The organism is Nocardia sp. NPDC055053 (genome assembly GCF_053608285.1).
In genome coordinates, this window is sequence record NZ_JBSGVD010000040.1 from 1 (window position 1) to 19,217 (window position 19,217).

Annotated in this window: 19 protein-coding genes and 1 pseudogene; 7 read left to right on the forward strand and 13 right to left on the reverse strand. The window is 69.7% G+C overall.

Annotated features, from left to right (window positions below; genetic code table 11):
* Positions 1-130 precede the first annotated feature (130 nt).
* The 3 genes from ACWF82_RS29230 to ACWF82_RS29240 form a co-directional block, all read right to left on the reverse strand.
* Positions 131-646 carry a DUF2771 domain-containing protein gene (locus ACWF82_RS29230; RefSeq protein WP_452506363.1) on the reverse strand — a complete coding sequence of 172 codons (516 nt, stop codon included), beginning with the start codon at positions 644-646 and terminating at the stop codon, positions 131-133.
* Positions 643-2,502, reverse strand: coding sequence for an MFS transporter (locus tag ACWF82_RS29235; protein WP_452506364.1), 1,860 nt, complete (start codon positions 2,500-2,502; stop codon positions 643-645). The genes ACWF82_RS29230 and ACWF82_RS29235 overlap by 4 nt, the downstream gene beginning before the upstream one ends.
* Before the next feature lie 67 nt (positions 2,503-2,569).
* Positions 2,570-3,346 (reverse strand): glutaminyl-peptide cyclotransferase, encoded by a 777-nt coding sequence (locus ACWF82_RS29240; RefSeq protein WP_452506366.1) that lies wholly within the window; start codon positions 3,344-3,346, stop codon positions 2,570-2,572.
* Between the two features lie 8 nt (positions 3,347-3,354).
* On the opposite strand from ACWF82_RS29240, the pseudogene ACWF82_RS29245 reads away from it, so the two are divergent.
* Together ACWF82_RS29245 and ACWF82_RS29250 are read left to right on the forward strand one after the other, a co-directional pair.
* Positions 3,355-4,101: pseudogene (locus ACWF82_RS29245) on the forward strand (DUF3027 domain-containing protein); the annotation flags it as partial.
* Positions 4,102-4,724: 623 nt separating this feature from the next.
* Positions 4,725-7,586: a sacsin N-terminal ATP-binding-like domain-containing protein gene (locus ACWF82_RS29250; protein ID WP_452506368.1), complete on the forward strand. Its 2,862-nt coding sequence runs from the start codon at positions 4,725-4,727 to the stop codon at positions 7,584-7,586.
* Here the strand turns inward: ACWF82_RS29250 and ACWF82_RS29255 are convergent.
* A complete protein-coding gene (locus ACWF82_RS29255; RefSeq protein ID WP_452506370.1) occupies positions 7,583-8,209 on the reverse strand; it encodes a TetR/AcrR family transcriptional regulator in 627 nt (208 codons plus the stop codon). The genes ACWF82_RS29250 and ACWF82_RS29255 overlap by 4 nt on opposite strands.
* Before the next feature lie 119 nt (positions 8,210-8,328).
* Between ACWF82_RS29255 and ACWF82_RS29260 the strand changes: the two genes are divergently transcribed.
* The gene (locus ACWF82_RS29260) at positions 8,329-10,368 is read left to right on the forward strand and encodes a neutral/alkaline ceramidase (protein ID WP_452506372.1); all 2,040 of its coding nucleotides are present in this window, start codon (positions 8,329-8,331) and stop codon (positions 10,366-10,368) included.
* Here the strand turns inward: ACWF82_RS29260 and ACWF82_RS29265 are convergent.
* A complete protein-coding gene (locus tag ACWF82_RS29265; protein ID WP_452506373.1) occupies positions 10,365-10,625 on the reverse strand; it encodes a DUF2530 domain-containing protein in 261 nt (86 codons plus the stop codon). The genes ACWF82_RS29260 and ACWF82_RS29265 overlap by 4 nt on opposite strands.
* A gap of 67 nt (positions 10,626-10,692) precedes the next feature.
* On the opposite strand from ACWF82_RS29265, the gene ACWF82_RS29270 reads away from it, so the two are divergent.
* The gene (locus tag ACWF82_RS29270) at positions 10,693-11,124 is read left to right on the forward strand and encodes a MarR family winged helix-turn-helix transcriptional regulator (RefSeq protein ID WP_452506430.1); all 432 of its coding nucleotides are present in this window, start codon (positions 10,693-10,695) and stop codon (positions 11,122-11,124) included.
* Here ACWF82_RS29270 and ACWF82_RS29275 read toward each other — a convergent pair whose 3' ends face one another.
* Complete coding sequence (locus ACWF82_RS29275) at positions 11,125-11,526, reverse strand: YccF domain-containing protein (protein ID WP_452506375.1); 402 nt, start codon at positions 11,524-11,526, stop codon at positions 11,125-11,127. It abuts the gene before it with no gap.
* Between the two features lie 25 nt (positions 11,527-11,551).
* Here ACWF82_RS29275 and ACWF82_RS29280 point away from each other — a divergent pair, with 25 nt between their 5' ends.
* Complete coding sequence (locus ACWF82_RS29280) at positions 11,552-12,355, forward strand: TrmH family RNA methyltransferase (RefSeq protein WP_452506376.1); 804 nt, start codon at positions 11,552-11,554, stop codon at positions 12,353-12,355.
* A complete protein-coding gene (locus ACWF82_RS29285) occupies positions 12,352-12,654 on the forward strand; it encodes a DUF2537 domain-containing protein (protein ID WP_378850661.1) in 303 nt (100 codons plus the stop codon). The genes ACWF82_RS29280 and ACWF82_RS29285 overlap by 4 nt, the downstream gene beginning before the upstream one ends.
* Positions 12,655-12,660: 6 nt before the next feature.
* On the opposite strand, the gene ACWF82_RS29290 is transcribed toward ACWF82_RS29285, so the two are convergent.
* The 3 genes from ACWF82_RS29290 to serC form a co-directional block, all read right to left on the reverse strand.
* Positions 12,661-13,398 (reverse strand): DUF6928 family protein, encoded by a 738-nt coding sequence (locus ACWF82_RS29290; RefSeq protein ID WP_452506378.1) that lies wholly within the window; start codon positions 13,396-13,398, stop codon positions 12,661-12,663.
* Positions 13,399-13,546: 148 nt separating this feature from the next.
* Positions 13,547-14,554 carry a septation protein SepH gene (gene sepH, locus ACWF82_RS29295; RefSeq protein WP_452506379.1) on the reverse strand — a complete coding sequence of 336 codons (1,008 nt, stop codon included), beginning with the start codon at positions 14,552-14,554 and terminating at the stop codon, positions 13,547-13,549.
* A gap of 312 nt (positions 14,555-14,866) precedes the next feature.
* Positions 14,867-15,988, reverse strand: a complete 1,122-nt coding sequence (gene serC / locus ACWF82_RS29300; protein WP_379038565.1) for a phosphoserine transaminase — start codon at positions 15,986-15,988, stop codon at positions 14,867-14,869.
* Between the two features lie 236 nt (positions 15,989-16,224).
* Here serC and ACWF82_RS29305 point away from each other — a divergent pair, with 236 nt between their 5' ends.
* On the forward strand, positions 16,225-16,860 hold the full coding sequence (locus ACWF82_RS29305) for a hypothetical protein (protein WP_452506381.1): 636 nt from the start codon (positions 16,225-16,227) through the stop codon (positions 16,858-16,860).
* A gap of 16 nt (positions 16,861-16,876) precedes the next feature.
* Here ACWF82_RS29305 and ACWF82_RS29310 read toward each other — a convergent pair whose 3' ends face one another.
* The 4 genes from ACWF82_RS29310 to ACWF82_RS29325 all read right to left on the reverse strand — a co-directional run bounded on the left by ACWF82_RS29310 (position 16,877) and on the right by ACWF82_RS29325 (position 18,982).
* Positions 16,877-17,296 carry a PIN domain-containing protein gene (locus ACWF82_RS29310; protein ID WP_452506383.1) on the reverse strand — a complete coding sequence of 140 codons (420 nt, stop codon included), beginning with the start codon at positions 17,294-17,296 and terminating at the stop codon, positions 16,877-16,879.
* On the reverse strand, positions 17,296-17,604 hold the full coding sequence (locus ACWF82_RS29315; protein ID WP_452506385.1) for a type II toxin-antitoxin system Phd/YefM family antitoxin: 309 nt from the start codon (positions 17,602-17,604) through the stop codon (positions 17,296-17,298). Before ACWF82_RS29315 ends, ACWF82_RS29310 begins: the two co-directional genes overlap by 1 nt.
* Positions 17,605-17,672: 68 nt before the next feature.
* A complete protein-coding gene (locus ACWF82_RS29320) occupies positions 17,673-18,443 on the reverse strand; it encodes a polysaccharide deacetylase family protein (protein WP_452506386.1) in 771 nt (256 codons plus the stop codon).
* A gap of 353 nt (positions 18,444-18,796) precedes the next feature.
* Positions 18,797-18,982 carry a hypothetical protein gene (locus ACWF82_RS29325; RefSeq protein ID WP_452506388.1) on the reverse strand — a complete coding sequence of 62 codons (186 nt, stop codon included), beginning with the start codon at positions 18,980-18,982 and terminating at the stop codon, positions 18,797-18,799.
* Positions 18,983-19,217: the final 235 nt, after the last annotated feature.

Genomic DNA, 19,217 nt, shown 5'->3' on the forward strand with positions numbered 1-19,217 from the left:
GGTCAGGCACCGTTGCTTGCTCCTTCGTCGCGTACGCAACGGCGCCTGACCGGCGGGACGGCCGCGACGGCCGCTGCGCGGCCTGCCCCTCCACGAGGTCGGGGCGTGCGGGGCCGGTTTGGGATCGGCCTTACACCTCCGGCGTGCTGATCGACCAGGCGGCGTGCGGGATGTAGCTCTCGCGGCCGGTCGCGGTGTCGCGGGCCAGGATCGGCAGCTGCACCTCGATGCCGATCAGGCGCAGGTCCGGTTCGGGCTGGGATTCGACGGTGAGCGCGCGGGTGCCCGCGGGGTAGTCGGCGAAGCTGAGCACCCGGTCGACCTGCTCGCCGGAGGAACGCTGGTAGATCAGCTGCACCAGCCAGGGCGATTCGGAGATCTGGTCCGGCAGCGAGATCTGCACGGGCTTGCCCGACTGCACCGGCAGCTCGGCCATCTCGCCGTACCGGCAGTCCTGCATGGTGACGGTGCAGTACATGAACGGGTCGACGGTAATGGTCTCGCCGTGCGCGAACGCGGTGATCTGCGGTTGGTGCTCGGGCGCCTTCGACACGGCGTACGCGACCAGCCCGGCGGTCACCGCGGCGACCGCGAACAGGCCGACCGCGACCAGCGCGACGATCGTGCGGACGTTGAGCTTGCTCACCGGATGGGGTCTCCTGTCCCTCGCGGAACCGCACCGGGGCCTGCCCGGAACGGATGGGTAGTTGGCACTTCCTGCTCGGCGTGCTGCGGCCGGTTACCGCCGAGACCCGGCAGCAATGAATGCCCGGTGTAGCTGACGAAGGTCTGGATCAGCCCGGCGACCAAGACCACGCTGATCACCGCGAAACCCTTCCAGAATTCGATCGGCAACAGCACACCGGCCGCCCCGCCGATCACCCAGCTCAGCTGCAAGACCGTCTCCGACCGGCCGAAACCGGAGGCGATGGACTCCGGCGGCAGGTCGTCCTGGATCGCGGCGTCCAGCGACACCTTCGCCAGCGCGCTCGCCGCCGACGCGACCAGCGCCGCGAAAACCGCGCCGAACAGATTGCCGGTCAGCATCGCGAACAGCGCGACCGTGGTGCACGCGGCGGTACAGCCGAGCACCACCAGCGAGGGCCTGCCGAGCTGCAACCGGGCGCCGGTCGCGTTGCCGCCGAAATTGCCGAAGCCCGCCGCGGCGCCGACCGCGGCGAGCATGGCGGCCTGTTCGGTCGGGCTGCCGCCGGAACCCTTGGCGACGAAGGCGATGTAGAAGGTCAGGAAGCCGGTGAGCACGCGAATGGAACTGTTGCCCCACAGCCCGGTGACTACCGCCCGGCCCAGCGGCTGCCGCCGCTTCCTGGCGGGCACCGACGACTCCTGGCCCGGCTCGAGCACCTCGGTGTGCGCGTCGGGACCGTGATAGCTCAGCGTCGCAGGCACCTCGCCCTCGGTCACCTCCACCCACGACGGAATCCGCAGACTCAGGTACACGCCCGCGATGGCGATGCCGGTGGCCAGCACCAGCGCGCCGGTGGAGTCGGCGATCAGCGCGGCGAGCGCGGCCAGCGCGCCCGCCCCGATCGTGCCGCCGACCAGGCCGAACACCGTCAATCGTGAGTTGGTGCGGACCAGATCGATATCCGGTGGCAGTACGCGTGGCGTGACCGCGCTCTTGAGTACCGCGAACGATTTCGAGCCGACCATCATGCACAGGGCCAGCGGATACAGCCCCCATGTGTCGATCTCGACGATCAACAGCACCGCGAAGATCGCGCGCAGCCCGAACGTCGTCGCCAGGGCCAGCCTGCGACCGCGCTGCAACCGGTCGAGCAGCGGGCCGATCAGCGGCGCGATGATCGCGAACGGGGCGATCGTGATCAGCAGGTACAGCGCCACCTTCGTCTTGGACTCGGCGGTGGCGCTGGCGAAGAACAGGGTGTTGGCCAGGGAGACGGCGATCGCGGCGTCGAGCGCGAAGTTGGCCATCGTGGCGTAGGTGAGCGCGGTCAGGCCGGACTGGTCGGCGCCGTCGGCCTTGGCGGCGCGCTGGAAGGTCGCGAAGCCGCGTTCGGTGAGTTCCCTGCTGCGCATGGCGGCGACGCGGGTCACGGTGAGTTTGCGCGGAATCCGCTGCTGGACCTCGTCGTCGGCGGGTTCTTCGGCGTGGGGGAGCGGGCGGGTCGGCGGCGGTCCGGCCGGTGCGCGCTTGCCGCTGTCGCCCATTCGGGGCGGCGTGCCTCGACCTCGCTCGTGTGGTGCGTCCGGTCCGGCGGGGGTCTCGCGCAGCGGTGTGGTCGCCGCGGAATCGGGCGCGGTCGGCTTGCCGCGCCGGAACAGGCTCCTCGACCGGACAGTCGGCGGGTCGGGGCGGGGGAAGACCTTGCGCGGCGCGGACGGACCCCGCTGCTGTTCGTCGTGACCCGCGCGCGGCGGGTACTGCCCGAAGCCGGGGTGTCGGCCGGGCGGGGCGCCCGCGGCGGTACCGTCCCGGCGACCACGGTCGGGACCGGATGGTTCGCGGGGCGTAGTCACAGTCCAATTCTGGCGCACGCGGGCACACGGCGTTCACTCGCGGCGCGGCAGTGTCGGCCACATCGCGTCATTTCGGCACGAATCGCACCTCGAACAGGCGCGGCCAGTACTTGCCGGTGAGCAGGAACCGGTCGGTGCCCGGCAGATGCGCGATGCCGTTGAGGACATCGGTGCCCGCTCGCTCGCCGCGGCTGAGCAAGCCGCCCGCCTCGATGACGGCGAGCACCTGGCCGGTGCCGGGGTCGATGCGCAGGATCTCGTCGGAGGGGTAGTTGTTGGCGTACACCGTGCCGTCGGGGGCGCAGTCCAGCTCGTTCGGCTGTGGGTCGCGGTAGCCGGTCAGGGTCACCGAGCCCGTTTCCGCGAAGGTCACTGGATCGCGGAAGGTGAGGGTCGGCGTGCCGTCGCTCATCACCAGCCGGTGCGGCTGTGCGCACAGGCCCCACCCCTCGCCCTCGTAGCGGGTGCGGCCGGTCTCGGCCAGGGTGACCGGGTCGCGCGCGATGGCGACCTCGTCCTTCCAGGTCAGCTGCCAGACGATGGCACCCGCCCTGGTCATCCCCTCCCCGAACATCGGGTCCGGCAGGTCGACGCGCGTGGTCTCGGCGCCGGTGGCCTGGTCGGCGGCCCGCGCGCTCGACACGCCCCACATGCCGGTGCTCTCGTAGCGGATGCCGTCGACGACTTCGAGACCCTGGGTGAAAGCTCGCGGATCGTGCGGTGACGAGCCGATCACCTCCACCCGCCAGCGCGGCGGTTCCGGCTCTCCTGAGCCGCCGCAAGCCGTCGCGCCGAGCAGGCTGACCAGCACTGCGACGGCCAACGAACTCCGATTGCACTTCATACGGCAAAATGTATGCCGTGAGCGCAGTATCTGTTTCGGAGTCCGGCGTGCGTCCTGTTCTGGCCGATGCGGCCGAAGTCGCACGTCGTGCGCTCGTCGAGTTGGAACCCGACGGGGTAGGAGCCCATCTGGGGGTGAGCGCCGAGGACGAGACGGCAGCCACCCACCGGTTCGAGGCGACCCTGCCCGGTTACCGCGGCTGGCAGTGGGCCGTCGTCGTCGCCGCGCCGCCGGAGGCCGAGTACGCCACGGTCAGCGAGTCGGCGCTGCTGCCGGGCCCCGACGCCCTGATCTCCCCCGACTTCATCCCGTGGGAGCAGCGCGTGCGCCCCGGCGACCTCGGCCCCGGCGACCTGCTTGCCCCGCCCGCCGACGATCCGCGTCTGGTCCCCGGATATGTGGCCAACGGCGACCCGGTCGTCGACGAGGTGGCCTACGAGGTCGGCCTCGGCCGCACCCAGGTGCTCAGCCTCGAAGGTCGCCTCGACGCCGCCCAGCGCTGGTACATCGAGTTCGGCCCCGACACCGAGATGGCCAAGGCCGCCCCCTCCACCTGCGGCCTCTGCGGCTTCTACCTGCCCCTGGCAGGTGCCCTGCGCGAATCCTTCGGCGTCTGCGGCAACGCGATGGGCGCCGACGGCCACGTGGTCCACATCGAATACGGCTGCGGAGCCCACTCCGACGTGGTTGCCCCCAGCGGGGGCGGTTCACCCCGCTACGAAGCCTTCGACGACCACGCCGTGGATTTCGTCGAGATCGTGCGGCCTGCGGCCGAGGCTGTCGCTGCGACTGCGGCCGTCGAGCCCGAACAGCCCGTCGCCTCGCAGGAGACCGCCGAGGCGCAAGCAGCGGACGCGGCGGCCGCCGAACGCGCGGCGCTCGCCGAAGGGGCCCGCCCGGAGTCGGCCGACGAGGTCGTCGCCGCGGAGCTGACCTCGGATGCCGAGTCCGCCCCAGCCACCGAGGCTGTCGCTGAGTCTGCCCCGGATGCAGAGCCTGTCGCTGCGGAGGCTGTGTCCGCCTCGGGCGCCGAATCTGCGTCCACCGCTGAGGCTGTGGCGGAGTCCGGCCAGGCTGCCGCGACGGAGTCGCAGGCTGACGCTGAAGCGGCCGTGGGCGCGACTGCTACCGGCGCTGGCGACGTCGCGGCCGAATCTGCTGCTGGCGCTGAGGCTGCGGACGGTTCCGAAGCGGGTGGCGAAGGGGCCGTCGCGGAGTCGGCTGAGCCGGGTGCTGCGGACGGTGTGCAGGCCGATGAGGCTGTGGGCGGGGAGTCCGGTGCAGAGGGTGCGGGCGATTCGGTGAGTGAACACGGATCGTCGGTGGCGCGCTGAACGGTTCGGCGGATCCCTTCGGCACCGCGGAGCTGCGTGCCGGAGTGCTTGCCGCCTGGCGGGATTCGCCGACTCGGCTTCGTGAGGACAGTGCGAGTGAGGCGGATCTGGTGGCCGCGGGCTACCGGGATCGGGTGCTCACCGAGCTCGCGCAGAATGCCGCTGATGCCGCGGCGAAGGCGGGGGTGGCGGGCGAGCTGAGCGTGCGGGTGCTCGACGGGCGCCTGCATGTCGCCAATACCGGTGTGCCGCTGAGTGTTTCCGGTGTGCACGCGCTCACCGCGCTGCGGGCTTCGGGCAAGGCCGATGACGAGCAGGTCGGTCGGTTCGGTGTCGGCTTCACGGCGGTGCGGTCCGTCGGCGACGAGATCGAAGTCCGCTCCACGACCGGATCGATCCGCTTCTCCCGTGTCGCGACACTGAACGCGTTGCACGACATCGGGATCCAGATCCCCGATGACCTGGCGGCGATCGCGCCACCGGTGCTGCGCCTGGCCTGGCCGGTGCCGACCACCCCGGTCACCGGCGCCGACACCGAGATCGTCATCCACCTGCGCGACGACGTGGACGCTCACGCCCTGCTCGACGCGATGCGCGCGGAAGCACCCGACCTCCTCCTGGAGCTCCCTGCCCTGCACCGCATCCGGATCGCTGACGCGGAGTTCTCCAGCACCGTCACCGACCTCGGCACCGACGGTCTCACAGAGCTGGCAATCACCCAGTCCGGAGGCCCCGCTCAATCCGGTGGCACCACCCAGCGCTGGTGGCAGTACAGCACACCCAGAGCCCGCTGGCTGCTGCCCCTGCGCGACGGCCGCCCCGTCGCCACCGCCCCAGACGTCCTGCGCGCACCGACCCGTTCCGACGAGGAACTGTCTCTCCCCGCGATCCTGGTCGCCGACATCCCCATGCAGCCCGATCGCCGCCGCCTCCTCCCCGGCGCGCGCCTCACCGAAATCGCCGCCGGATACGCCGATTTCGCCCGCGCCCTCCCGCCCCTCGACCGCCTTGTCCTGGTCCCGGCCCCCGGCTTCGCCCGCAGCGAAGCCGACGGCCTCCTCCGCGAAGCCGTCACCACCGAACTCCGCACCAACCCCTGGATCCCCGTCTGCTCGACCCGCGGCGACGAAGGGGAACCTTTCGAGTTCGCCGCCGAGACTTCGCCCCGCGAGCCGGAACCGCCCCAGGCGTCCACGCCGGACGACGCTTCCGGAGCGACCGCCCGGCACACCCGCGTCGACGCGTCTACCGGCGCGGTCAGCGTCCCCACCCGCGCGAGCGTATTCCCCGACCTCACCCCGGAATTGGCGACCCTGCTCGCCGATATCACCGGCCCCCTGGTGATCCCGGAGCTCTCCGGCCGCGCTCCGCAGGAAAAGCTGTCCGTCCTCGACGTGCACCGTCTCGGCCCCGCAGCACTGGCCGACCTGTCGAGCGGCTTGGACCGGGAATCACACTGGTGGCAGCGGTTCTACGCCGCGCTCGAACCGTTCGTGGTCGACACCGTGACCGCCGAGGAATTCGGTGCGCTCGCGGTGCCGCTCGCGGACGGCAGGCTCGTCACCGGTCCGCGCACCGTCGTGCTCGACGACCAGCTCACCGTCGCCGTCCCGGTGCACTGGGCCCGCCTGGTCCATCCCGACGCCACGCACGCCCTGCTGGCCCGCCTCGGCGCCCGCAGCGCCACCGCGGAGGACCTGCTCACCGATCCGGGCCTGCGCGACCTGCTCGAGCAGGACCCGGCCGACCCCGACACGGTCGACGCGGTCCTGCGCCTTGCCCCGTTCGCCACACCGGAGATGCTGCCCGCCTGGCTCGGTCTGCTCGAATTGCCCGACGGCACCGGCGAACTGCGCCCCGCCGACGAGCTGCTGCTCCCCGGCGCCCCGCTCGCCGCCGTCCTGGAAGCGGACTCGCCGTTCGGCACCATCGCCGACGATGTGGTCGCCGAGTACGGCGAACAGGCCCTGCGCGTGATCGGCGTCGGCTGGGACTTCGCGGTACTCACCGACCCCGATCCGATCGGCCCCGACCACGACCTCGACGACGAACACGACTGGTGGGACAGCCTTTCCACGGATCCCCGCGAGCTCGCCGCCGTCCGCGACCTAGATCTGGTCGACGAGAACCGCTGGCCCACAGCACTTCGCCACCTGCTGTCCGAACCGCGCACCCGCGCCCTGCTCGCCGACCGCGATGGCTACACCGCCTGGTGGCTGCACCGCCACGCCCACATCGACGGCATCGCCCTCGGCCGGCTGCGGCACCCCGCGGACGACGAATTCGCGGGCCTGCTACCGGCTTTCGAGGTCGACGGCATCGAAGGGCGGGATCTGGACGTCCTGCGCCCGATCCTGGTCCGCCCGGACGTGATGTCGGCCGAACTCGCCGAAGAACTCCTCGACGCCCTCGCCGACCCGTCGAAAACCCCGGCGCCCGAAGTCATCGCCCACACCCACGCCCGCCTGGCCGCCGCCGTCGAGTCCGGCGCGCTCGATCCGCGCGAACTGGATCTCCCCGAGCAGGTTCGCGCACTGTCCGGCGCGGTCGTCGACGCGGGCACCGTCATGGTCCTCGACCAGCCCTGCTTCGGCCTGGTAGTCCCGCCGGAGCGGCTGGTGGCCGGCGACACCGCCCATGCGGGCGCCCTGGCGTCCCTGCTCGATCTGCCGCTGGTCTCGGAGGAGGTCAGCGCCGAGGTGCTCGGCACCGGCAGGCGAACCACCTGGGCCGCCGACCCGCTGGGTGTGGTGCTGCGTCAGCTGTGGTCACCGGCGGATACGACGGGCGCGCTGGTCCTGCACGACACCCTCGAAGTGTTCCTGCGCGGCGCGCTGTCGGGCACCGTGCGGGTGCCGTGGTGGCACACCGACGACGCCGTGCACGTCCAGGTGCCGCGCGGCTAGCGTGCGTGCGCGGTGACCATATCGGCGAGCAGATCGAGCTGGGTCTGCACGGATTCGCTGTCGTCGTCGACCAGCCAGCGCAGCACGATGCCGTCGATGACGTTGAGGATGAACCGGCTGAGCTCCGTGATCGGAGTGTTCCAGGTGGTCTCGGTGGCTTCCCGGCAGTGGTCCATCACGTCGGCGACGGTGCTGTCGTTGAACGCGTACTGCTCGCGGGCGATCGCGATCTTGGCCGGTGTCGTCTCACCCTCGCGCAGCGAGTAGGTTGTCGTTTCGTAGGTGAGCAGCTGACGTTCCGGGGTGGCTTCGATGTTGCGCCACATCAGTTCCAATGCGCCGCGTACCAATTTCTGAAGCGCTTCTTTTCCTGTTCCGGCATCGGCCCAGATCGAATCATCCGCATCGACGGAATCGCGCAATTCCATGGACAACGCTTTGACCAGCTCGGTCATCAGCGCATCCTTGTTTTCGAAACAGTAATGCACCACACCGAGCGAAACACCTGCCGCTTGGGCGACATCGCGGGTGGTCACGCCAGCGACACCTTTTTTCTCGGCGAGACCGATCGCTGCCTCGATCAGGTGGGCTCGTCGTTCTTCGACGCTCAATCGGGAGGACACGTGTGCGAGTTAAGCGCTCGCGTGGCAAACAGTCAATTCGCCGGTCCGCGAGAAAATCCTGGACATCTGACCAGTTGGTGTGGTTGTCTCCGAAACGGAAGTTCCGAAGGAGTCGCCTGATGCCCGTGTCCCGCCGTACCGTCCTCACCGCTTCGGCGCTGGGTGTGGCCGCCGTTCCCCTCGTCGCCGCGGGAACGCCCACCGCGCACGCAAATTTGAAACCGGACGGATTCGAATTCGGTCTCGGTATCGCCGATCTCACCGGACCGGCCGCCGAATGCGGCATGATGGGCTACTCGCAACTCGATCAGGCCACCGCCGGAATTCATCTGCGCCCGCGGGCGCGCGCGTTCGTGATCGGTGCGGGCGGAAATCGGATCGCCTACGTCGCGGTGGAGAACGGCGCGGTGTTCGGGTCGGTCCATCGCGGAGTACTGTTCGCGCTCGCGCAGCGATTCGGTGATCGCTATACCGAGCGAAATGTCGTGCTCACCTCCACCCACACCCATTCCAGCTGTGGTGGTTCCGCGCACGACTACGCCTACACGCTGGCGACGCTCGGATTTCAGCAGCAGGTGTACGACGCCGAGGTGAACGGCATCGTCGAAGCGATCGCGGCGGCCGACGCCGACTTCGGCCCCGGCGCGATCGCGCTGGGCCGCACCGAATTACACGATGCCAGCGTGAACCGGTCCCGCGTCGCCTTCGAGCGCAATCCCGAGGCCGACCGCGCGGCGTTCCCCGGCGCCGTCGACCCGGCGGTGACCACCTTGGTCTTCACCAGGGCGGGCCGGGAGGTCGGCGCGCTCACCTGGTTCGCCACCCACAACACCTCGATGACCAACGCGAACCGCCTGATCAGCTCGGACAACAAGGGCTACGCCAGCTTCGCCGCCGAGCACATCGAACACGGCGTGCGCCATCTCGACGGCGCGGCGTCCTATATCGCCGCGTTCGCGCAGACCAATGCCGGTGACATGTCGCCCAATCTCAACCTCGCCCCTGGCGACGGGCCGACCGCCGACGAGTTCGAGAACACCAGGATCCTCGGCGAACGCCAGTACGCCGCGTCGAAAAGAGCCGCGGCGCAGGCTGTCTCGATGGTTGGCGCGGTCGACTCGCTGCTGTGCTACATCGACCTGGCCGATGTCACCGTCGACGGCAGCTTCACGCCCGACGGCGCACCGCGGCGCACCTCGCCCGCCGCCGCGGGCGTCTCGCTGATCGCGGGCAGCGTCGAGGACGGTCCAGGCCTGCCCGGCGGGCCGATTCCCGAGGGCGTACGCAATCCGCTGGTCGACTTCCTCGGCGGGATCGACCAGCCACATCCGGCCTGGCTCGCCGATGCCCAGGCGCCCAAGGCGATCGCGGTGCCGCTTGGCCTGCTCCCGCCGGTGCCGTGGGTGCCGAACGTGGTGCCGATCCAGCTGATCCGGATCGGCGGGCTGTATCTGGCCGCCGCGGGCGCGGAGTTCACCATCGTCGCGGGCCTGCGGGTGCGGCGGGCGGTGGCGACGGCGCTTGGCGTCGACCCGGAACAGGTGCTGTTGCAGGGCTACGCGAACTCCTACCACGAATACGTCACCACGCCCGAGGAGTACGACGCACAGCAGTACGAGGGCGCCTCGACGCTGTTCGGGCGGTACACGCTGGGCGCCTACCTCCAGGAATTCACCCGGCTGGCGGCCGCGTTCGTGGCGGGCGGGGCGATCGGCCGCGGGCCGGCACCGCGCGATGTCTCGGCACTGCAACCGAACTTCGCCTCGACCCCCGGCCCGGACGCGACACCGCGGGGTCGCGCTTTCGGCGACGTTCTCGTGCAGCCGCCCGCCCAGTGTCCGCGCGGGGAGCAAGTCGCGGTCGAGTTCGTCTCGGCCCATCCGAAACACAATCCCCGCCGCGGCGACACGTTCCTGGTGGTGCAGCGCCGCACCGGCGCGGGCGATTGGGTGCGGGTGGCCAACGAGGGGGAGTGGGACGTGCGATTCCACTGGCGCAAGGAAGGCGACGCGATCTCGATCGCCAGATTCACCTGGGACATCCCCGCGGCGGCCATATCGGGGGTGCACCGGTTCGTGCATTACGCCGACGCGCTCGGCGCCGACGGGGCGCTGCGTCCGGTCACCGGGACGAGCGCCGAATTCGAGGTGACCGGTTAGTCGGTCCGCAGCCCCACCTGGGCGCCCTTGTCGCCGCGCCGGGCGGACCGGCGCTGCGCGAGGAAGATCGACAGGCCGAGCACGCCGACCGCGAGGCCCATCAAACACACCGGCCGGGCCTCTGACCAGGCCGGATTCAGCCACACCAGCGCCGCGGCCACGAGCCAGGCGACGAAGCCGGCGAGGACGACCGGCCGCGGATCTACCAGCCGCCGGGGCAGCGCGGGCATCTCGGAACTGACGTGGCCGATATCCATACCCAAACAGTAGCCGCAGTAAACCATCAGGAGGCGCGGCCGTACCGTAGAGTTCTGCACTGTGACAATGCCATCGGACGTCCGTGCCCTGGCCGGTGATCTCTCACTGGCCGTCGTACGGCTCACGCGACACCTGCGCGGCCGCCGTGCCGACGCGCAGATTTCGCTCACCCAGCTGTCGGCTCTGGCGACGCTGGCGCGTGATGGCGCGATGACGCCGGGGGTGCTGGCAGGCAAGGAGCGAGTGCAACCGCCGTCGATGACGCGCGTCATCGCCTCGCTGTCGGACCTGGAACTGGTGCAGCGCCGCCCGCACCCGACCGACGGCAGGCAGATCATCGTGTCGCTGTCACCGGCAGGCCGCGCGCTCGTCGCCGACGAGACACACGCCCGCGAGGCGTGGATGACCGATCAGCTCTCGCGCCTGCAGCCCGAGCAGATCGAGATCCTGGACCGGGCCGTCGAGATCATGAACCAGATCGTCGCCGAATCCGAGTGATCAGTGCGCCGCGCGCGCGTCGTCGGCGTCGACGACCTCGTGGCCGAGCGGGAACAGCGACAGCGGCACCAGCTTGAGGTTCGCCCAGGCGAACGGCAGCCCGATGATCGTGATCGCCAGCGCGATGCTGGTGGCGATGTGGCCGAGCGCCAGCCACCAGCCCGCGAAGATGAACCAGATCACGTTGCCGATCAGCGAGCCTGCGCCCGCGCTCGGTTTGTCGACCACCGTGCGGCCGAACGGCCAGAAAACGTACCCGGCGAGCCGCAACGAGGCGATGCCGAACGGAATGGTGATGATGAGAATGAAGCAGATCAGTGCCGCGAGCAGATAGCCAAGGGCCATCCAGAAGCCGCACAGCACCACCCACAGGATGTTCAAGATCAACTGCACGATCTTCATGCATCCATCATGCCAGGATTGTCCAGTGGCCGAAGTGATCGACATCGACGACCCAGCCGACCCCAGGGTCGACGATTTCCGTGACCTGTCCTCCGCCGACCGCAGGCCGGACCTGCCGGGGCGAAAAGGCCTGGTCATCGCCGAGGGCGTGGTGGTCGTGCAGCGGATGCTCGGCTCCCGGTTCACCCCGAGCGCCCTGCTCGGTGTCGGGAAACGCTACGAGCCGCTGGCCGGGGACCTGGAGGGGCGCGACATCCCGTACTACCGGGCCAGTGCCGAGGTGATGGCCGAGGTGGTCGGCTTCCATCTCAACCGCGGTGTCCTGGCCGTGGCGCAGCGCCCGGCCGAGCTGACGCCCGCCGAGGTGCTCGACGGCGCCCGCACGGTCGCGGTGCTCGAGGGCGTCAACGACCACGAGAACCTGGGCTCGATGTTCCGCAATGCCGCCGGCCTCGGCGCGGACGCGGTGCTGTTCGGTGACCGGTGCGCCGATCCGCTCTACCGGCGCGCGGTGCGGGTCTCGATGGGGCACGTGCTGCGGGTGCCGTTCGCGCAGCTGCCGTCGTGGCCGGGCGGCCTCGAGCTGTTGCGCGAGCGCGGTTTCCAGATCATCGCGCTGACCCCGAATCCCGCGGCGGTGAATCTGGCGACCGCGATGACGGGCAAGCGGGTCGCGCTGCTGCTCGGCGCGGAGGGACCCGGGCTCACCGAGGAGGCCATGCGCGCCACCGATGTTCGCGCCAGGATCCCGATGTCGCCCGGTACCGACTCGCTCAATGTGGCGACCGCGGCGGCGATGGCGTTCTACGAGCGGGTGCGGACATCGTGAAGCAGGAGCCGGACGGTCCCTATCGCGCCCAACCGGATTCGGTGCCGTGGGTCGCGGGCTGCACCGTCGTGGTGCTGGTCGCGGTGCTCGGCGCGGTCGCGGTCTACGCGTTCGGCGCCGCGCTGGCCACGGTGCATCCATTGCTGGCCGTCGCGGTGAATCTGGTCGCCGCGATCGGGGTGGCGCCGACGGCGTGGCGCTGGCGGTTCACGCCGGTGGTGCGGTGGGTGCTGGCGGGGGCGGCGATCGGCGTGGTGGCTGGGTGGCTGGCCGTGATCGTCGAGGAGCTCAGCGGCTGAGCCGGGTCACAGCACCCGGTCGGTTCGGTGCAGCCAGCCGAACAGGCCCCGCTTGCGCCGGGTGGCCGCGCCCGGCCTCGCGCCCCGCGCGGGCTGAGGATGCGGTGCTTGGCCCTTCGGGTACAGCGTGAATCCGCAGACGGCCAGGTCGCCCGGGACGAGTCCGCCCGGCTCGGCGGGCATGCGGTAGTGGAAGCCGAGCCATTCGGCATTGGCCGCGTCGGCGAAGTCGGGGGGATCGAACGGCAGCGACTGCGGTCCCGGATGCGTGCCGCCCCACCACGGCACGGGATGCTCACCCGCCCAGAACGGCCGCTCCCACACCATCGGCAGGCCTTCGTTTTCCAGGATGTCGACCCGGGTCGAACTGAACGAGCGCCGGAATTCGCCCCGCTCCCAATGCGCGAACGCACCCCAGTGCAGCGTCGCGTCGAACGACACCAGATAGGTCTGCTCGGACGCGAGCGGCCGCACCAGCAGATCCGGCAGTCTCGTCGGCCGCACGAGTGCCGCCTCGGCCGTGCACACGACGGTCAGCCCCGGATAGCACCCGATGTACACCTCGTCCCGATCCGGCGCGGCACACCCGTTGAGCGTCCCGATCATGATCGGCAGCACATCGTGCTCGGCATACAACTGCCCGGCGAGCGCCGCGGCGGCGGCCGGATCAGGTTCGGGGTGGCCCCGCAAGACAGCCACCGGATCCGGAGTGTCGACATACCAGAGAGTGGAAGCCGAATGCATAAACCACCACCTCCACTGTTCCGCCTCTCCGCGACTCTTAGCCAGACTTAGGCGCGGGATCAGGCGCGTTGGCGGCCGGAGGGTCCGGCGCGGTTGAGTCGGCTCGTTCCCAGGGAGTTACCCATGTACTCCCGGAGGGAGGGTGGTACTAGTGCCCGGAGCTGCGGACGCCCAGTAAAACGTCTTCCCACGACGGCATTGGCGCCTTGCCGCGCTTGGCCCGCGCGGGCTTCGCGGCAGGCTTCTCCGCCGCCGGTTCCTTCACCACTGGCTCCGTGTCCTGCTGCTGTGCCGCAGGCTGACTCGGTGCCGCCGGAACGGCCGGGATCGGCGCGGCGGGCACCGGAGCGGCCGGAATCGCCGCGGCCGGAATCGCCGCGGCCCCACCACCGGCCGCGACCGCGCGCTGCTCGTAGTACTCGTCCAGCGTCGGCTGGGCGGGACGGCTCGCCGGGCGCGCGGTCGGGGCGACCTGCTCGCGCGGACGCGGCTCCACCGGGGTCGGCGGTTCGACGACCGGTGCGGCCTGCTCCACCGGGGTGGGCAGGATGGTGGCCAGGCCGCGCAGCGCGCGACCGAAATCGGGATCGATCAGGTCGTTGGCCGGATCGTCGAGCGGGGACACCGAGCCGCCGTGCGCGTCCGGCTGGTAGCGCCAGTGCGCCGCGATCTCGGAGTGACCGTGCCGCCACTGCAATTGGGCGACCCAGAAACCCTTTTCGTCTTTCCAGGCGTCCCATTCGGCCTGTTCGATGGTGTGGCCGCGCTCGGCGAAGGCCGCGGTGACGATCTCGTGCAGCGTTTCCACCGAGGGACCGTCGGGGCGCACCGGATGCGCTTTCTGCGCCAGTTCGGCGGCGCGTGCGCGTTCCAGCAACACCGGGTAGGCGAAACGTTCGACTTTGGTGGCCGGCATCCCGGACTCCGCCGTGACCTGCTCGACGGACGCTCCGGCTCGAATACGGGCCTGGATATCGCGAGGACGCATAGACGCTTCCGTTTCGATCTCGATCTGGCCGAATCGTGCGAGGTCGCCGCGCGCCGCCGCGCGGAGCTTGTCGTCGGCGGGCAACCGGAACTTGGTGCCGGACTCGGTGTCACTGCACACGATGTGCGTGGAGTCGGGCGTCACCCCGATCACTCGAAGTTCACGCACCGTTACCTCCCTATCGCGTCGGCTACGACACCGCCCACTTTCCTAGACAGTAGTGCACATTACTTGCCCGCGGCAGCAGACACGCACGACCGAAATCGCGCACCGGGACCCCAGGTCCCGCTAATCTGATCGGCTCACCACACGAATCCTGGTCGTGTGCAGGGATTTTGGTGATGGATCAACATCAATGGCCGCCCGGCAATCCGCTGCTGGAATGCAAATGTTGCGAACCCGTGGAGAACCTACGCAAAGAGCCGGTGCCCGATGAACCGAAAAGATTCACCGGGCACCGGCCCTGATTGCGGTCTTATCTCAGAGCTGGCCGACGACCCAGTCGATCGAACGGGTCAGCTGCGACACATCTTCCGGGTCGATCGCCGGGAACATGCCGACGCGCAGCTGGTTACGGCCCAGCTTCCGGTACGGCTCGGTGTCGACGATGCCATTGGCGCGCAGGATCTTGGCGACCTGGGCGGCGTCGACGGCGTCGTCGAAGTCGATGGTGCCGACGACCTGCGAACGGTGCGCCGGATCGGTGACGTACGGGGTGGCGAAGGAGCTCGACTCGGCCCACGAGTACAGGCGCGAGGACGAGTCGAGGGTGCGCTTGACGGTCCAGTCCAGGCCGCCGTTGGCGTTCATCCACTCGATCTGGTCGGCGAACAGCAGCAGGGTGGCCAGCGCCGGGGTGTTGTAGGTCTGGTCCTTGGTGGAGTTGTCGATGGCGATCGGCAGCGACAGGAACTCCGGGGTCCAGCGGCCCGAGGCCTTGATCTCCGCGACGCGGGCCAGCGCGGCCGGGCTCATGATCGCGATCCACAGGCCACCGTCGGCGGCGAAGCACTTCTGCGGCGCGAAGTAGTAGACGTCGGAGTCGGCGATGTTCACCGGCAGGCCGCCTGCGCCGGAGGTGGCGTCGATGGCGATCAGGGCGTTCTCCGAGCCGACCGGACGCGAGACCGGGATGGACACACCGGTCGAGGTCTCGTTGTGGGCCCAGCCGATGAGGTCGACCGAGGGGTCCGAGACGGGCTCGGGCGCGCTGCCCGGCTCCGAGGAGACGACGATCGGGTCACCGATGAAGGGGTTGCCCTTGGCGACCGAGGCGAACTTCGAGGAGAACTCGCCGTTGGTGAGGTGCAGCGAACGCTCGCGGATCAGGCCGAACGCGGCGGCATCCCAGAACGCGGTGGTGCCACCGTTGCCGAGCACGACCTCGTAGCCCTCGGGCAGCGAGAACAGCTCACGCAGGCCGTTGCGCACCCGCGCCACGACGTCCTTGACCGGCTTCTGGCGATGCGAGGTACCGAACACCGAGGCGCCGACAGTCACCAGGGACTGCAGCTGCTCCGGGCGGACCTTGGACGGGCCGCAGCCGAACCGTCCGTCGGCGGGCTTGAGGTCGGCGGGAATGGTCGGGAACGCACTGGTCATGGGGGTGAGTTTAGTGGTGGGGGCGCGAGAGTTGTCGGGGTGGGGTGGGTGCTGTGAGGCGGGACACGCGGGGTGGGCTGGTTCCACTGCGCCGAACGCACACCATCGACGCAATCGGTGCGAATCCCGACCGAAACTGCGATCAGTGAACGCGCAGCGCAGCTATCCCCACCCGGCACGGCCGGGGTGCGGGGAATTTGCCCTTGTGAGTAGGGCATTCGCATTACTCTTCTGCTATGAGCCTCGCCGTGGCCGACTCGGGTCGGACCCTGCTCGACCGATGTGCCTGGGTGTTCGGGAGGCGGCCGGGATTGCTGGCCGAGAGTTCGCGGCGGGAGTTGCTGATCAGGGGGTTACCTGCCACCGCGACGGTGATGTCGGTGCGGTCGCGGCGCGGGGAGGGCGGCTACCGGTTCTCCGTGCGGGTGCAGGTGCCCGGCGAGCTGGCCTACGACGCGCGGGTGCGACAGCGGGTGCGTAGCCAGGACCTGGAATGGATGCAGCCCGGTGACGCCGTCGGGTGCCGGGTCGACCCGGGTGACCGGGAGCGCGTGGTGCTGTTCGTGCCCGAGGTCCCGCAGTCCGGCCGGAGCGCCGCCGCCAAAATCCTGGCCAACGGGCGCAGGGCAGAGGCGACAGTGCTCGCGGTGGCCCCGATCGCCGCCGACTACACCGGCCGCGACGATCCGGTCCTGCGCCTCGACCTCGAACTACGCGCCTGGGACGAGCCGACACCATGGCGAGTGCGCCTGATCCAGCCGGTCCCCCTCGCCGCGGTCGGCCAGATCGAACTCGGCGCTCGCCTCGACGCCGCGTTCCTCACCGTCGACCGGGGCAGCACCGTCGCCATCGACTTCTCCGCCCTGACCTGACTCACCGGAACCCGCGCTACCGCTCACCGGGGTGGGTGACTGCCCGGAGCTCGACAAGCCCCTCCAAGCCGGCGAAGTCCTTCGGATTCACCGTGTACAGCGGCAACCGGTGTACCGACGCGATCGAGGCGATCAGCAGGTCGATTCGCCTCGGCTTGGGATTTCGTCCCGCGGTGAGTACCGCTGCGATCACGTGGCCGTAGCGCCGGGCTGCGCGCGTGTCGAACGGAAGCGGATCGAACAGCGCCTCGGCATTCTGCAGGCGCTCGATCCGCACCGCACGCTCACCCGCGTCGGTGGCGTAGTGCGGTCCGGCTGCCAACTCGGCCATGGTGATCGAGCTGACGACGATCTCCTCCGGCAACTCCGACGGGTCCAGTTCATCGACCAGAATGACGACGTTGGTGTCGACCAGACCACGTGTTCGCTCGGGCATCACCCGCGGTCTTTCGGAGCGAAGGCGCCGCGCTGATATGCGCGATCGTAGGGGTCGTACAGCGAGTCGTCGATCGCATCGTCGGATTCGGCGAGCGAGGATGCCAGTCCGGCGAACGCGGCGAGCACTTCTTCTCGCGGCACCGCGACGCGACGCCGCTGGTGCCGGTGCGGAATCAGGTCGGCGACCGGTGTGCCGTCCACGGTGATGGTGTAGGACTGGCCGCCGCGGACCTCACGCAGCACCCTGCTCGCCTCGTTGCGAAGCTCCCGCTGCGGAATTTCTGGCAGCTCGGCCGGTGTGCTCATCTATCCAGGGTAGCCCGTGGTGCTACGCGCGAGCTACGACATTGCTACGCGAGCTCGGCGCAGGGCTGCTACGGCAGGTGCACGAAGCTGAACCCCGCCGCGCGCAGTGCGGGGATCGCGGCGGCCATGCCCGCCGCCGTGCCGGATTTCGGGCGGTGCATGTGCGCGAGGGCGATTCCGCCCGGGGTGGCCGCGCTCATCGCGCGCTGGACCTGGGCCGCTGACGCCGTCGCGCCGAAGTCGGCGTTGACGGTGAAGCCGAGTGGTGTCTCGCCCAGTTCGTTGACGATGGCGACCGCGACGTCGTCGTAGTGGGCGGTGCCCGCGCGGAAGAAGCGTGGTGGTTTGCCGGTGAGCTCGGTGATCCGTTCGCGGTTGGCCCACACCTCGTGCACGGCCTCTTCGGCTGAGACGGTGCCTGGGATGTTGTAGGCGGCGCGGCCGGTGACCGAGAGCGGTTTGTGGGCGACGCCGTGGGAGGCGATCTCGAACAGCGGGTTCGCGGCGAGCCATTGGACGCGGGTGGGGTCGGCATCGATCCAGCGCTTGTTGAGGAACAGGGTCGCCGGGACCTGTTCGGCGATCAGCAGGTCGATCAGTGCCTGGTCGAGCTGGCTGTTGCCTGCTCCGCCGCACGCGTCGAAGGTGAGCGCGAACTGCTTGCCCGCTGTGGGGAAACTGCTGGTGATGCCAGGTAGCGCGACACCCCACGCGTGTGGCTGCGCGCCCGCGTACCGGGCAGCGACCACAGCGGGGGTGACCGTGGGCGGCGCGATCGCGGGCGGGGTGATCGCGGTGGAGATCGGCTGGGCGGTGAGCGGTGCTCGACTCGGTCGCACAGGAGCTGAATCACCTTGTGCGGCAGCGCATCCGGTGATTGCGCTAGCTGCGAGTGCAGTGCATGCGCCGAAAAGGCGACGCCGCGACAGCCCGTTGTCCCGCACAATCCACCCCTTGCCGATCACGTTCGCCCGGATCGTATCGCCGAACCGAGGGTGGCGCGTACTGAACGTGTTCTCGCAGGTCGATTGCTCAGCAAGTATATGACACGAGCGTTAGCCGAAAATGAGCCGGGCGCCGGTCGGCACAGTGTCTGCCGACCGGCGCCAGGTCAGACTTCGGGGAGATCAGTCCCGCTCGACAGTGGACCAGCCGGCCACCTCTTCGGGTATACGCGCGGGCCAGGGCCGGTCTAGATGGCTGCCGGGTGCACCGGCTTGCCTAGCGGCTTCTGCTTCATCCGCGCACCAGCCTGCGGGGTCGGGAAGGATCCGATCGGATTGATGCAGAGACCTTGCGCCGCCGCTTTATTCGGCGCTTCCAGGTCGCTGATCCGGTCGCTACGCATGGGCTGAGCAGGACAAACATGCTCGACCATTGTGCAGCTCATGGCGTGCGCGGTTCGGCCCTTGCAGAGACCTCCACTCGAGCGGCTATCGACCCGGTGCCGTCGACGGGCGTAGTCCTGCACCGACCCCAGGGAACGGGATCCATCGCCGACCGCGAACTCGCAGCGTCTGCCTCGATCCCGTGCCCCTGGCAATCGCAACGTTCACAGCACTAAAGCCCCGGCCAATCGGCTGGGGCTTTTTCGTGTCCGCATCCAGGAGGAA